Genomic DNA, 14464 nt, shown 5'->3' with positions numbered 1-14464 from the left:
CCTTATTGCGGGCGCTTGCCGCCGTTCGCGCACGCGCCGCCGCCGGGCCAGCCGGTCCAGCCCGGTCCCTTGACGAAGCGGCCCGGGGTCGCGCCGGTGTGGTTGCCGTCGCGCAGGACGGCAACGCCGTTGATGAACACGTCGCGCACGCCGGTCGCATATTGCATCGGCTGTTCGAACGTCGCGTGGTCGGCGATCGTCGCGGGATCGAAAATGACCACGTCGGCCGCCATCCCGGGCGCCAGCCGGCCGCGATCGCGGATGCCAAGGTTGTCGGCCGGTAGCGAGGTCAGCCGGCGAACCGCGTCGGCGAGCGGCGCGGTCTTTTCGTCGCGCGCATATTTGCCGAGGAAGCGGGCGAAGTTGCCATATGCGCGCGGGTGCGTGCTGGACTTCAGGAAAATTCCTTCGGGCGCGGCGGCTTCGGCGTCGGACCCGAAGCTCATCCACGGCAGGCTGGTTTGGCGGCGCACATTGTCTTCGTTCATCAGGAAATAGAGCGCGCCGATGCGGCCGCGATCGGCCAGCGTAAGATCGATTACCAGCTGTTCGGGGCTGACGCCGCGGTCCTTGGCCGCCTGGGCGACCGTCTTGCCGATCAACGGCTTGAGCGACGGGTCGACGATGTTGCTCAGCAACACGCGGTCCGGCCCGGCATGGTGATAGAGATTTTCCCAGTCGCTGCCCGGGCGGACCATTTCGGCCTTCACCCGTGCGACGACCTTGGGATCCTTGAGCCTTTCGAGCATCGCCTCCACGCCGCCCTCCTGCACCCAGGGCGGCATGGACGCGGCGAGCCCGGTGCCGCCGGCGGTATAAGTATACATGTCAGCGGTGATCTTGAGGCCCTGCGCCCGCGCCGCTTCGACCCGCGCGATGACCGCGTCCAGCTTGCCCCAGTTGGCGCGTCCGGCCTGTTTGAGATGATAGATTTCGGCCGGCGCGCCCGAGCGGCGGGAGATCTCGATCAGCTCGTCCACGCTTTCGACCAAGCGGTCGCCTTCCGATCGCATGTGGCTGATGTACATGCCGCCGCACTTGCCGGCTTCGGTCACCAGCGCGATCAGTTCGTCGGTTTCGGCGAAGGCAGCGGGCGGATAGATGAGCGAACTGCCGACACCCATCGCGCCTTCCTGCATCGCCTGGCGGACGAGGCCGCGCATGCGGTCCAGCTGCTGCGGGTTGGGATCAACGTCGCGCTCGCCCAGCTCATGCTGGCGGACCGTGGTCGCGCCGACGAAGGACGCGATGTTGGGCGCGATTCCGCGCTTTTCCATGTAGGTCAGATATTCGCCAAGCGTGGTCCATTCGATCGGGAACTTGAAATCGCCCTGCTGCTCGATCGACGACTTTTTCATTTCCGGCGTTTGCGGCCCCATCGACCAGCCTTCGCCCATGACTTCGGTGGTGATGCCCTGGCGAATGTCGCTTTGCGCGCGCGGGTCGGCGATCAGCGATTCGGTTGCCCAGCTGAGCATGTTGATGAAGCCCGGCGCGACGGCGAGCCCACCCGCATCGACCATCCGTCCGGACCGGGCAGGACGCGGCGGTCCGACGTAAGCGATGCGGTCGCCGGTGATGCCGACGTTGCCAACGTATGGGGCACCGCCGGTGCCGTCGTAGATCGTGCCGTTGCGGATCAACAGGTCGTAGGTCGCAACCTGGTCAGGCGCCGTCGTCGTCGCACAACCGGCGAGCAGCATCAGCGACGCGATGGCCAGCGGCCTGGTGATCTTGTTTGGCTTCACTTGGCTTCCCCCTTGGCGGCCGGCGTGAACAACAGGTCTTGGAAATCGAAGCTGAAGTCGGCGATCGGCGAAACCGGTTTCATCGTCACTCGCTCGACCGTGCCGTTGGCGCCGAGCGAGAAGGTGACATAGGCCGGCTCCACCCATTTCAGCGTCGGGTTCGTCCGGAACGTGTCATATTGATAGTGGGTGAGCGGCCCGTCCATCCCCGTCGAATGCGGGAATTCGATGTGCAGGCCTTGGCCTGCACGGCGGACGTTGATCGTGCCATACCACGGGTCGGTAAAGTCGCCGGCATATCGGTCGAGCGGCAGGGACGGCCCAGCCTTCACCGGAGCCTTCTCTTCCTGCTGTACCTGCGCGGCGGCATCGGCGATGCGCTTGGTGCGGATCACGTCATACTTTTCGGGCCAGCCCGCCGCGGGGGCGCCGAGATAATGATCGAGCAATTCGTACAGCAGGCCGCGCACCAGCTGCCCTTCGTTGGCGTTGGCGGCGATGTAGATGCCGACGTTGCGGTCGGGTAGCAGGGCGACCGCGGCAAGCGATCCGAAGACCGCGCCGCCGTGCCAGATCAGCTTGGCCCCGCGATAGTCGCGCACGTCCCAACCCAGCGCATAGGTTTCGAAATTGGGCTGCACGGCTTCGAACCCGGGGATGGCCGGCGCGATCGGCTGGATCACCACCGGGTCCCACATTTGCGCGGCCTGTTCCTCCGACCACAAGCGCCGGTCGCTGCCCGGAATCTTGCCGCGCGCGAGCTGCACCTGCAGCCAGCGGCTCATGTCGTCGGCGCTGATCGACAGGCCACCGGCGGGCGCGGCATTGGCGGCGATCAGCGCATCGCCGTCGAGCGGCTTTTGCGCGCCCAGCCCGACGATTGGCCCGTCCGACCGGACATGCGCGTGCGCGCGGTCCGCGGTCGCCAGATATTCCCGGTCGGACACGGTGGATTCGTTCATGCCCAGGGGCGCGAAAATCTGCTCGCGGACGAATTGCTCCCAGGTGCGGCCGCTGACTTCCTCGATCAGCTGGCCGGCGACCATGTAGAGGACGTTGTCATAAGCATAGCCGCTGCGGAAACTGGTCGCGGGCTTGATCCGCCCGAGCCGTTCCACGGTCTCGCGCCGCGACAGGTCGCTGTTCGGCAGGAACAACAGGTCGCCCGCGCCAAGGCCGAGCCCGCTGCGGTGGACCAGCAGGTCGCGCACCGTGATCTCGCGCGTGACCCACGGGTCGTACATCCGGAACCACGGCATGTAGTCGATCACCGCGCTGTCCCATTTCAGCTTGCCCTGGTCGACAAGGATGGCGAGCGCGGCGGTGGTGAACGCCTTGCCGGTCGATCCCGTCTGGAAGATGGTTTGCGGGCCGACCGGCCGGTTACTGCCGACCATTTGCGTGCCCCAACCCTGGGCCAATGTCGGCTGCCCGTTCTCGACGATCGTGATGGCGACGCCGGGCACGCCGATCTTGGTGCGGACCTGTTCGACGCGCTGGGCGAAACCATCGGGCGGAGCAGCCCAGGCGGGCGTGGCGACAGCGGCCGTGACGAGCAGGAGGGCGCGGCTGCGGGCGAGCAACTTGAAGCCGGCTGTCAGCATATTTCTATCCTCAGCTACTGGCGGGCGCGGCGAGGCAATTCTCGATCAGCGCGTCGAAGGCGGGACCGCCCCGGATGGGATCGGCCACGGGCAAGCCAAGCCGTCGCGATTCCGCTGCGCACAGGGCCTCGGCTTCCTGCGCTTCCAGCTTAGACGTGTTCAGAGCAATGCCGCCGCAACGGATGGCCGGGTTGGTGCGCGACCCGAGGCGGACGGTGAGATCGATAATCTCCTCGACCGGGGGCAGGGCGAACTGTTCGTCGCCGAGCAGGTGCGTCCGGCCCGGGTCGTGACAGACGACGAACACGTCCGGCTGGCTCCCATGGAGTAGGGCCAGCGAAACGCCGGCGTAGGCCGGATGAAGAATCGAACCCTGGCCCTCGACCACGTCCCAATGGTCTGGCGCCGCGTCCGGGCTGAGCAGTTCCGCCGCCCCGGCAGCGAAATCGGAAACGACGGCGTCCATCGGAATGCCGCTGCCGGCGATCATGATGCCGGTCTGGCCGGTGGCGCGGAAATCGGCGTCAACGCCGCGCTCGGCAAAGGCGCGCGCGATCGACAATGCGGCATATTTCTTGCCCAAGGCGCAGTCGGTGCCGACGGTCAGCAGCCGCTTGCCGCTGCGCTTGAGGCCGGTGGCGATCGGAATCCGCGGCGGCGGGGTGCGGATGTCGATCAGTTGCCGACCGTGCCGTTCCGCCGTGTAGCGAAGCTCCGCGATATCGCCGAGCCGCGCGTGCATGCCGCTGATGATATCAAGCCCGTCCTGCAGCGCCTCGACCAGTGCGGGGATCCACGACGCCGCGATGAAGCCGCCCGAATTGGCGACCCCGATGACCAGGGCGCGGGCACCCTTCGCGCGCGCTTCGGCGGGCCGAAGGTTGGGCAGGCCAAGGTCGATCTGCGCGCTGGGCAGCGCAAACTGGCCAAGGCACAGCTCCGGCGCCCATTGCTTCAGGCCGAACGCCGTCTTGGCGAACCCCGGATGCACCGTGTCGCCCAGGAACAGGAGGTACGGGTGCGGCAGCTCCTGTTCGCTGGACGGTTCACGTGTGACGGCAGTCACATTGGCCATCAGAACTCCATGCCGAGGGTGACCCCGATCGTCCGCGGCCGAATGACCGCGGCGCTGACCGCGCCATTGGGCAGCACGGGCGTGCCGAGAAACGCGTCGGTCGGCAGGTCCGCCGATGTCAGTCCGTGCGAGTCTGTCAGGTTCTGGATGTAGGCCTCGACGTTGAAGTTGCGGAATTCAACGCCGCCGCGAAGGTCCAGCACCCCGTACGGATTGATCGGGCGCTGGCGGCCGTTGGCGGTGCGGTAATCGGCGTCGAAGTTGGCGTATTGCTTGCCGACATAGCGCACGCCGCCGCCGACGAAGGCGCGGGTATCGACAGCGATCGGCCATTCGTAATCGGCATTGAGACTGGCGCTCAGCCGCGGCACCCACGGCAGGGGATCGCCCTTGCGCCCGCCCGTGGCGCCGGCGTTCTCGTCCAGCTCCCCGTGAACGTAAGCGACGTTGCCAAGCAGCTGGAGGCCCCGGAACGGCCGGTAGGTCATGGTCGATTCCAGGCCGTAGGACGTGGCCTTGCCGCCGTTGGCGTTGAACCCGACACCGTCCTCGACGACGAACAGCTGGATGTCCTTCCACTTAAGGATGTAGCCGGCGATATCGAACGAAAGCCGGCGCCCGATGTCGGTCTTCAGCCCGATTTCGTAATTGGTCAGCCGGTCAGCGTCATAAGTTGCGAATTCCGGCGGTGCGCCGGGCGCCAGCACGTTCGGACCACCGGGCCGGTAACCCGTCGCGACGCGCGCATAGAGCGCGGTGTTCGGGCTCAGCTCGAAGCGCGGTGCAAGGGCATAGGTGAACACGGATTCGGACGAGTTGAGATCGTCGAACGTCGTCAGCCCACCGACCAGCGGCCCGTCCAGGACCTGGCTCGCTTCCTGCTTGTTGCGGCTGAGGCGGACGCCGCCAGTCAGGTCAAAGGTCTCGTTGAAATGGAAGGTCGCGTTCGCAAAGCCGGCGACTTCGCGATATTTGCTCGGCAGCGTCGCGTTGGCGAGGTTTGGAATGTCCGTGGCAAGTGTGTCGGTGTCGACGTCGAAGGCGTTGATGTCCTGGACGATCTTGCCGCGCTCGTTGGTGTAGTAAGCGCCGAGCAGCCATTCGAAGCGATCGTCGGAAGGCGACGTCAGTCGGAATTCCTGCGTGAATTTCTTGAAACCCGTCAACTGGTCCTGCTGCGCGCCCAACGGCCGGACAAGTCCACCGAAGATGAAGGATACGGCAAAGCCGTAGGTCGTCGTCAGGTCGGTCAGGAAGGTCTGCTTGAGCCGCGCGTAGCTGGTCGAGGACAGCAATGACGCAAAGCCGAAGTCATATTCGGCCGTGCCGTTGAGCACGGTATAGCGCGTCTTGTTGAACTCCGGAATGAAGACCGTCTGGATGTACCGGTCGTCGACCGGGTCGAGCGTGTCGTCGTCGACTTCGATCGCGGACGACGCGTGCGAATGGATCTGCTGGGTGACGGCGGACAGCCGGACCTTGAACAGGTCGGTCGGCTCGAACAGCAATTGCGCACGGCCGCCGTAAACCTTGGCGTCGTTGATGTCGTCGCCACCGATCGACGGGGAGCCGAGCAGGTTCGACCAGCCGGCCTCGGCGTCGATGAAGCCAGCTTCCTTGCGATAGAAGCCGGAAACGCGAAGGGCAGCCGTGTCGCCCAGCGCGGCATTGCCGACGCCGGCCACGTTGAAACCGAGTTCGCCGCCCTTGACGCTTTCGACCGACACGCGCGCCCGTCCACCATTCTGGCCGAGCTGCGGCGCGTTGGTGACGTATTTGATCACGCCGCCAAGCGAGCTTGCGCCATAGAGCGTACCCTGCGGCCCGCGCAGGACTTCCAGCCGGGCGACATCGAACGTGTCGAAGTCGCCGGCGAGGATGGCGCCGTTGACCAGGCCGCTGCTCGATCCGAACGGCGTCTCGTCGACATACACACCGACCGTCTGGCTGACGCCGCCGGTATTGACGCCGCGCAGGACGATGCGGGTGTTGCCGGGATTGGTTTCCGTCAGGCTGAGGCCCGGGACAAGCGCGGCGAAGTCCTGAAAGCTGCTAGCGTTGAGCCGCTCAAGCGTGTCGCCGCCGACGACGCTGACCGATTGCGGAATGGCAAGGATGGACTCCTCGCGCTTCTGCGCGGTGACGATGATTTCCGCCGGGTCGGCATCGGTTGCGCTATCGTCCTGTTGCGGCGGCGGCTGCTGCTCCTGGATTTGCGCGTGGGCCGTGCCGGCCATCAGCATGGCTGCCATTCCGGCCGATGCGAACAACGCCGTTCGTGCGGTGAATCCCAGATTTTTCATTGCCACTCCCCTTCTCTCATTGCCCGGACGCCGCCAAGGCGCCCGAAAATTGCGGTGCGAATTGTTGAACTGCGCGGGCTAGCCATGGCGCTGCCTCGCAAGGCCGATGCCGACATCGGTCAGGTCTTCGTCCGGTCCCGCGTCCGCGGCGGCGGCAAGCACCGCCTTGGTCGGCCGGTCGAGCAGGAACAGAAGCATTGCCGCGGCGGTGGCGATGCCGGCCAGCAGCAGGAAGAAGCTGGTGTGGTCGACGTGGCTCCACAGCCGCCCGACCTGCCCGGCGGCAAGGCTGCCCGCGAAGATCGCGAGATACCAGGCCGCGACCGTGCTGGCCCCAAGCTTAGGGGGGGCGAGCCGGGCGAAGATGCCGAGCCCGTTGGGCAGGATGTACAGTTCGCCAAGCGTGAAGATGAGGAAGAAGGACAGCAGCCACAGCCAGTGCGCGCTGCCCGCGCCGCTGACCGCTTCGGCGGCGGCCACGACGAGGTAGGAGGCTGCGACGATCAGGGCGCCGGTCGCCATCTTGTGCATCACCGACAATTCGGTGCCGCGCTCCGCCTGCCGCTTCCAGCGCGCGAGCAGAAAAGGCGTCATGATCATCACCAGCAGCGGATTGAGCGAGAAGAACATCGCCGCACCGATCTCGATGCCGCCGATGACGCGGTCGACATCGTCGCGCATCCACAACGCGAAGGTGTTGCCGATCTGCTCATAGGCGCCGCGGAACACGGTCACCGCCAGGCCGATGCCCAGCAGCAACAGGAAGGTGTTGCGCCCGCGGTGCGTGATTGGCGCTGGCGTCGCGGGGTGCGCATCGGCCCTGCGTTCGGGCGGCAGGTAGCGCTGGCCCCACAGGTAGATGACGAGACCGGTCAGCATGCCAACACCGGCCGCGCCGAAGCCCCAGTGCCAGCCGTAGGTTTCGCCGAGGAAACCGCAGATCAGCGGCGCCAGGAAGGCGCCGACGTTCACGCCCACATAATAGACGTTGTAGGCCCACGGGCGGCGCGGATCGCCGGAATGATAGAGGTCGTTGATCTGCGCCGGCAGCGTCGGCAGGAACAGGCCATTGCCAAGCGCGATGGTGGCCAGGGCGAAATAGAAAGCCGGTTCGAACGCCATCATGAAATGGCCCGCGGCCATGATCGTCGCGCCGATGATCACGGCTCGTTTCTTGCCCAGCCAGCGGTCGGCGATGGTCCCGCCGATGATCGGCGTGAAATAGGCGAAGGCGGTGTAGAAACCGTAGATGCTGGACGACTTCTCCTGATCGAACAGCAGGGTCGTGGTCATGTAGTAAACCAGCAGCGCGCGCATGCCGTAGTAGGAGAATTGCTCCCACATGTTCGTCAGGAACAGGATCGTCAGGCCACGCGGCTGACCGAACCAGTTCGACGGGGTCGTCATGCGCCGGCAGCCACGGCCTGCGGGGAGCCCCAAACCTCGTCGGGACACCAGATCTTGCCGCCGTCATAACGGGCGGCGGGGCTTCGGTCCTCGGTCAGGAAGGTCGGCCCGTCGAGATCGACGTAATCGCAATATTGGCCAAGGATGAAGGCGGGGGCCATCGCAAGGCTCGTGCCGACCATGTTGCCGACCATCACGCCAAGCCCAAGCCGGCGGGCCTCGCGTGCGATGTCGAGCGCTTCGGTCAACCCGCCGCACTTGTCGAGCTTGATGTTGACCACGTCGAAGCGGCCGGGGAGCGAGGCCATGTCGGCCAGCGACAGCGCGCTTTCGTCGGCGGCGACGGGGATCGGGCTGTCGAAGCCTTCGAGGTCGGCTTCGCGACCGCGCGCCAGCGGCTGTTCGAGCAATTCGACCCCGAGGTCGGCAAGGCCGCGGGCCAGCGCCTCCAGTTCGCCGATGGCAAAACCCTGGTTGGCATCGACGCCCAGCCAGGCATCGGGCCGCGCCTCGCGCACCGCAGCCACCCGGGCAAGGTCGAGGTCCAGGTCGCCTGTCAGCTTCAGCTTGATCGCCCGGGCCTGCGCATAGCCCCGTGCGCCTTCGGCCATCTTCGCCGGATCGTCGGCGCCGAGCGTGAAGGTGGTGACCAAAGGCCTGGGTTCGGCGATGCCGGCCAGCGCGTGCGCGGGCTGGCCCAGGCGACTGGCTTCTAGCTCCCACATCGCGCAATCGACCGCGTTGCGCGCGCCGCCCGGAGGAAGCAGCTGCTGCAGGTCCGAGCGGCTTTCGCAGCCTTCGATCGCGGCGCGGTTGGCGTCCAGCGTGGCGACGATGTTGGCGGCATCGTCGCCCAGATAATAGACGCCGCCTGCTTCGCCGCGTCCGCGATGGTCGCCGTCGGTCAGTTCGACGACGACGACATCGCTGCCCTCGAACACATAGCCCGAGATGCGGAAGGGCGCGGCGAGCCGGAAGGTCTCGACCCGAAAGGCGAGCCTTTGCCTCATCAGTAGTTGGTACCGATGCTGAGCATGTGGAAGGCAAAGCCGACCCACACGACCACGATGCCGGCGAAGACCAGGGCAAGGCTCCACACCTTGGCCGTCCAGCGCCGCTTGCCGGTCCACACCTGCCAGGCATACCAGCAGAAGATCGCGAGCCCGCCGAGGAAGGCGACGAACGTCAGCAGCTGGACGATGATGACGAGCGTATCGAGATTGCCGCCCGTGTTTTCGAGCTCGCCGAACATCACGGTGATGAGGGCTGCCCAGCCGACCAGCACCAGCAGGATCGCGACCGCCGCACTGCGCGACAGGCGGTAGCCAAGCAACTCTCGCCCGGTCAGCGCAAACTCGGCCTTGTGGTAACGGCGAACCGCATGGCGCACCGGCCACAGGATCGCGGTGATCAGCAGGATGCCGATCGCGATCTGCAGCAACGGCATGACCAGCGCGCTGTTCTTGTACCACGCCGGCCGTTCGAACACGGTGAAGGCCGACATGATCGATCCGCTGAAGCGCTGGACCTTGCCATCCTTGACTACGGCGGCAAGCCGCTGGTTGCTGTTGAGGTCGTGCCAGACAAAGGGTTCGGTCTCGACCCACTTGGGTTTGGCCGCGGACAGCGACAGGCCCGACGCGACAAGATTGCCGTCCTTGTCGACCGACACCTTGGTTTGCCCGATCAGCGCCGTGAGGTTGAGGAAGCTGGAATCGGCGCGCCGCGAGGCGACCCAGTTGCCCGCCATCATCTCCGCATGCTTCTTCGCTTGCTCCTTCGGCACGCGGTTCATGTCCGGCTTGCCCGGGAAGTAGCGGTCGGCGAATTGCTCGAAGAGCGCCACCCGCACTCCGTTGACCCCACCTTCTTCGCCGCCGCTGTTGAACGAGGCGTAAAGCCCGGTGTTGCCGTCCAGGAACAGGTGCAAGGAGGTATGGAAGCCTTCGGTATCGCCAAGGTGGGCGATGACGCGCCGGCCGTTGACGTTGGTCTGGAAAAACCCGAGCGCCATCCCGTCCAGCGGCGGCACGTACAGCTTCACGGCGGTGTGCATGTACCTGGCCGTTTCGGGCTTGAGGATGCGCTGGCCGTCAAGCTCGCCGTTGTTGAGATGGGCGATCATGAAGCGCGCCATGTCCGTCCCTGTCGAGGACAGTGACCCCGCCGGCGAGGGGCCGACGATTTCGAACTTCAGCGGGTCGCCGGACGCCGTCTTGTAGCCCGTCGCCATCAGTGGCTGGAACGCTGCCGGCAGCGGCTGGCGCATGGTCGAATGGTTCATCTTCAGCGGGGTGAAGATGTGGCGGTCGGTATAGTCGTAGAAATTCTCGCCCGACGTGCGCTGGACGATGTAGCCGGCAAGCGACGTCCCGTAGTTGGAATATGCGGGCGTGGTGCCGGGCGCGAAGATGCGGTTCGGCACCCAGCGCTTGAGCAACTCGTCATATTCCGGAATGCCTTTGCGGTCCGACCCGATCAGGTCCTTGATCTGCTCTTCGAACCCGGCCGTATGCTGCATCAGCTGCCGCATCGTGACCGGCTGGCCCCGGTACGGTTTGATCTTGAAATCGAGGTATTGGTTGATGTCGGCGTCGAGGTTGATCTTGCCCTGTTCGACCTGCTGCATGACCGCGGTCCAGGTAATCAGTTTCGACACCGAACCCGGTCGGAACAGGGTCAGATCGGGATTGACCGGCTTGCGGCTGGCGACGTCCGCGTAGCCGTAACCGCGCTTGGTCAAAAGCTGGCCATCCTTGACGACGGTGACCACGGCGCCGGCGATGTCATTCTTGCCAAGCGCATAGCGCATGTAGCCGTCGAGCCAGGCGTCGACATCCTCCTTGCTCAGCGATTCCGGGCCTTGGCGCGGGGTCGTCGGCAAATTGGTCCCGGGCCCATCGCCCGCGACCGGAGTAAGCGGGCCGCGCTGGTCCGGCGATTGCGCAACCGCGCTCGACAAACATATAGCCCCGACACATGCCGTCACGAACGCGACCAGTTTCCGCATCTGCTTTCCCCTCCCAGAGAATTTGCCCGAATCGCGCAAATCGCCTTATCATGCGCAGAATATCTATTTAGGCCATTATGAGCCTGATCAGAAAATTGTCAAACTTGCTGTCGGAGTCAGAAGGTTGAGCACGCGTCCGACACTGGGGCAGATTCTCAAGGAGCTTCGTCGGCATCGCAATTGGACGCTGCGCGACATGAGCGAGCACAGCGGCATTCCGCTTTCGACGCTCTCGAAGGTCGAGAACGACAGACTAACGCTGACTTACGACAAGCTCGTCCAGCTAAGCGAAAATCTGGAAATCCCGATTTCGGAATTGTTCGCGGAAACCGAGCCGCCGGAGACGGTCACGGCGCGGCGCAGCATCGGCCGCCTGGAGGATGCGATCCGGGTCAACACGCCGAATTACGATTATTATTATCTGTGCACCGAATTGCGCCACAAGCGGATGGTGCCGATCCTCACCCGGATCCGCGCCAAGACGCTGTCCGAATTCGGCGATCTCGTGTCGCACAATGGCGAGGAATATATTCACGTCCTCGAAGGCTCGATCATCGTCCACACCGAATTCTACGATCCGGTTACGCTGCAGACCGGCGAAGCGATCTACATCGATTCGAAAATGGGCCACGCCTATCTCGCCGCCGAGGGCTGTGACGAAGCGCTGGTGCTCGGCGTCTGCTCGAGCGAGGACGAAGCGCTGCTGAGTTCCCTGATGCACATGCACGAACCGGTGCCCGAATTGGTCGAAGCGAGCGGGGTGGCGCCGCCAAAGGTCCGCGCCCTTCGCCGTCCGGCAATCTGACAGGCGGGCATGACGCGGGCGATTGTTCTCCCTGCGGCGGAAACCGAATGATAGGAGCGCGTTTACCCAGCGGTTAAGCGGACAAAGGAACAGGCATTGCGCGCGTTCATCATGGAGGACGATTATCTGATCGCCCAAACGCTTCAGGATATGCTGGAGCGGATGGGCTATACGTCCTTTTCCTTCGCGCGGTCCGAAGACGCGGCGGTTTTGGGTGCCGGCGGCCAGCCGATCGACCTGCTGACCGCCGACGTTCGCCTGCTGCCCGGCGACGGGCTGAAAGCGGTGCGGGCAATTTGCGAAAAGCGCGATATCCCGGTCGTGTTCATCACTGGCTACGCCGACGAGTTGATCGACCGCGCGCCCGATGTCGTGGTGGTGCAAAAGCCGATCAATGAGGACGAACTCGTCGCTGCGGTGCGCAAGGTTACCGGCGGCCGCGCGGCCAGCTGATCAGGTCGAACTGCGAATGACGCCGGCCAGTTGGGCCAGCGTGAATGGCTTCATCAACAAGGCGACTTCCGCCGGCCGGGCGCCGATTTCGGCTTCGTCGGCATAACCCGTGATGATGATCGCGGGCAGCTCCGGCTTCATCTCGCGTGACCGGCGGACGACCTCGGTCCCGCTCTGCTTGGGCATCGCGTAATCGGTGATGATCAGGTCGAACTCGTCGCCTTGCTCTTCAAGAATGGCGAGGGCTTCGGGGCCGCTGCCGGCCTCGACCGACGAATGGCCAAGCTCGGCCAGCATCGCCGCCGTCGTCCCGCGCACTTCCGCGTGATCGTCGATCAACAGGACGTTCAAGGTCCGCAAGACTTCGGGCTCTGCCTCATCGGTGCGGCGGTCACGCTCGGGGGCATGCTGCGATGCGCGCGGCAGCCACAATTCCGCGCGCGTGCCCTTGCCCACCTCACTACTCAGGCTGAGCGTGCCCGCGGATTGTTTGGCAAAGCCATAGACCATGCTCAATCCAAGCCCGGTGCCCTTCCCAACGTCCTTGGTGGTGAAGAACGGTTCCAGCACCTTGTCGAGCATGTCGGGCGCGATGCCGCACCCGTTGTCGATCACCGCCAGCGACACGTAATCGCCTTCGCTCAAAGGCAAGGGGTCGTCGTCGGTGACGGTGCGGTTTTCGATCGCGACCTGGATCGTGCCGCCTTCGGGCATGGCGTCGCGGGCGTTGATGACGAGGTTCATCAGCGCGAGCTCAAGCTGCGCCTGGTCGGCAAAGGGCTTCCACGCGTCGGCCGGGATCGACCAGTCGAGCTCGACCAGCCCGCCCAGCGTGTGGCGAAGCAAGTCGTCGACGCCTTCGTGCAGCGCCTCGAGGTCGAGCGCGGCCGGCTCCAGCTGCTGCTGGCGCGAAAAAGCGAGCAGGCGGCGCACCAGTTCCGAACCCTGGTCGGCGGCGCGCTTAGTCATCACCATGATGCGCTTGTTGTCGCCCGACAGCTTGGCCCGGCGTTCGATCAGGCCGAGCCCGCCAAGCACGGCGGCCAGGAGGTTGTTGAAGTCGTGCGCGATACCGCCGGTCAGCTTGCCGATCGCGTCCATCTTCTGCGCCTGGACCAATTGGCTTTCGAGCAGCCGGCGCTCGGTGACGTCGGTCAGCGTGCCGGCAAACTCCTGCGGCTTGCCGTCGCCGTCGTTGAGCAGGACCGCCTGGTCGTGAAAGAATTTGTACGACCCGTCCGAACAGCGCCAGCGATATTCGACCGACAGTCGGCCGGTGCGGTTGCGCTCTTCCAGAGCGGCAAGGACTTGCGCCTTGTCGTCCCGGTGCACCCGTTCTATCCACAGGTCGGGGTGCTCCATCACGTCGGCGAAGCTGTAGCCGGTCATCGCGTGGAGGTCGCCGCTGACGAACTTCGGACAGCGCGGCTCGCATTCGAGCGGCTCGAGATAGAGCACGATCGGCAGGGACTGGATGATCGCGGCCTGACGCTGCTCCGCCTGCCGAAGGCCTTTTTCCGCCTTCAACCGCTCGCTGTTGGCCCGCAATGCCGCGTCGAGCAGGGCCTGTTCATGCCGCGCCTTGCGTTCGATCTCCTTGGTCTTGGCGAACAGGTCGACGAACACCGCCACCTTCGACCGCAACACGACCGGGTCGACTGGTTTGAAGACATAGTCAACGGCGCCCATTTCGTAGCCGCGCAGCAGGTGTTCGGCGTCCTTGTTGACGGCGGACAGGAATACGATCGGGATTCGCTTGGTCTGCTCGCGGCTGCGGATAATCTCGGCGGTTTCGTACCCGTCGATGCCCGGCATCAGCACGTCGAGCAGGATGACCGCGAATTCGCCCTTGAGCAGATGGCGCAGCGCTTCTTCGCCGGACGACGCCTCGACGATCTCGCCGACATCCTCCAGCACGGTGCGCACGGCAAGCAGGTTGCGCTGGTCGTCGTCGACCACCAGCACGCGCGCCCGCTCGGCCTGCTCCGCAGCAGGAATCGATCCGGTCGTTGTCACCGGCTCTGCCGACGCGGTCTTCACCGATTTCCCCATGTCTTAA

At 65.1% G+C, this 14464-nt stretch carries 10 protein-coding genes; 2 read left to right on the top strand and 8 right to left on the bottom strand.

The features are described 5' to 3' along the window. Positions 1-2 precede the first annotated feature (2 nt). From H8M03_RS07570 to H8M03_RS07540, 7 genes are all read right to left on the bottom strand, one after another. A complete protein-coding gene (locus tag H8M03_RS07570) occupies positions 3-1748 on the bottom strand; it encodes an N-acyl-D-amino-acid deacylase family protein (RefSeq protein ID WP_246448798.1) in 1746 nt (581 codons plus the stop codon). Next, positions 1745-3352 carry a serine hydrolase gene (locus H8M03_RS07565; protein WP_187478861.1) on the bottom strand — a complete coding sequence of 536 codons (1608 nt, stop codon included), beginning with the start codon at positions 3350-3352 and terminating at the stop codon, positions 1745-1747. The genes H8M03_RS07570 and H8M03_RS07565 overlap by 4 nt, the downstream gene beginning before the upstream one ends. Positions 3353-3362: 10 nt before the next feature. After that, entirely contained in the window at positions 3363-4427 is a 1065-nt protein-coding gene (locus H8M03_RS07560; RefSeq protein ID WP_187478860.1) for an N-acetyltransferase DgcN family protein, read from the bottom strand. Continuing rightward, positions 4427-6730 carry a TonB-dependent receptor gene (locus tag H8M03_RS07555; RefSeq protein ID WP_187478859.1) on the bottom strand — a complete coding sequence of 768 codons (2304 nt, stop codon included), beginning with the start codon at positions 6728-6730 and terminating at the stop codon, positions 4427-4429. Before H8M03_RS07555 ends, H8M03_RS07560 begins: the two co-directional genes overlap by 1 nt. A gap of 78 nt (positions 6731-6808) precedes the next feature. After that, positions 6809-8137, bottom strand: coding sequence for a peptide MFS transporter (locus H8M03_RS07550; protein WP_187478858.1), 1329 nt, complete (start codon positions 8135-8137; stop codon positions 6809-6811). Further along, positions 8134-9147 carry a dipeptide epimerase gene (locus H8M03_RS07545; protein ID WP_187478857.1) on the bottom strand — a complete coding sequence of 338 codons (1014 nt, stop codon included), beginning with the start codon at positions 9145-9147 and terminating at the stop codon, positions 8134-8136. The genes H8M03_RS07550 and H8M03_RS07545 overlap by 4 nt, the downstream gene beginning before the upstream one ends. Further along, the gene (locus H8M03_RS07540; RefSeq protein WP_246448797.1) at positions 9147-11021 is read right to left on the bottom strand and encodes a serine hydrolase domain-containing protein; all 1875 of its coding nucleotides are present in this window, start codon (positions 11019-11021) and stop codon (positions 9147-9149) included. Before H8M03_RS07540 ends, H8M03_RS07545 begins: the two co-directional genes overlap by 1 nt. Positions 11022-11343: 322 nt before the next feature. Here H8M03_RS07540 and H8M03_RS07535 point away from each other — a divergent pair, with 322 nt between their 5' ends. Together H8M03_RS07535 and H8M03_RS07530 are read left to right on the top strand one after the other, a co-directional pair. Next, the gene (locus H8M03_RS07535; RefSeq protein ID WP_484592936.1) at positions 11344-11952 is read left to right on the top strand and encodes a helix-turn-helix domain-containing protein; all 609 of its coding nucleotides are present in this window, start codon (positions 11344-11346) and stop codon (positions 11950-11952) included. 96 nt (positions 11953-12048) lie between these two features. Continuing rightward, complete coding sequence (locus tag H8M03_RS07530; RefSeq protein ID WP_187478854.1) at positions 12049-12405, top strand: response regulator; 357 nt, start codon at positions 12049-12051, stop codon at positions 12403-12405. On the opposite strand, the gene H8M03_RS07525 is transcribed toward H8M03_RS07530, so the two are convergent. Beyond that, entirely contained in the window at positions 12406-14445 is a 2040-nt protein-coding gene (locus tag H8M03_RS07525) for a response regulator (protein WP_222931864.1), read from the bottom strand. Positions 14446-14464: the final 19 nt, after the last annotated feature.

Origin of the sequence: Sphingomonas sabuli (genome assembly GCF_014352855.1) — a bacterium.
Classification (GTDB): Bacteria; Pseudomonadota; Alphaproteobacteria; order Sphingomonadales; family Sphingomonadaceae; genus Sphingomicrobium; species Sphingomicrobium sabuli.
This window is presented reverse-complemented; position numbering and strand designations above follow the sequence as displayed.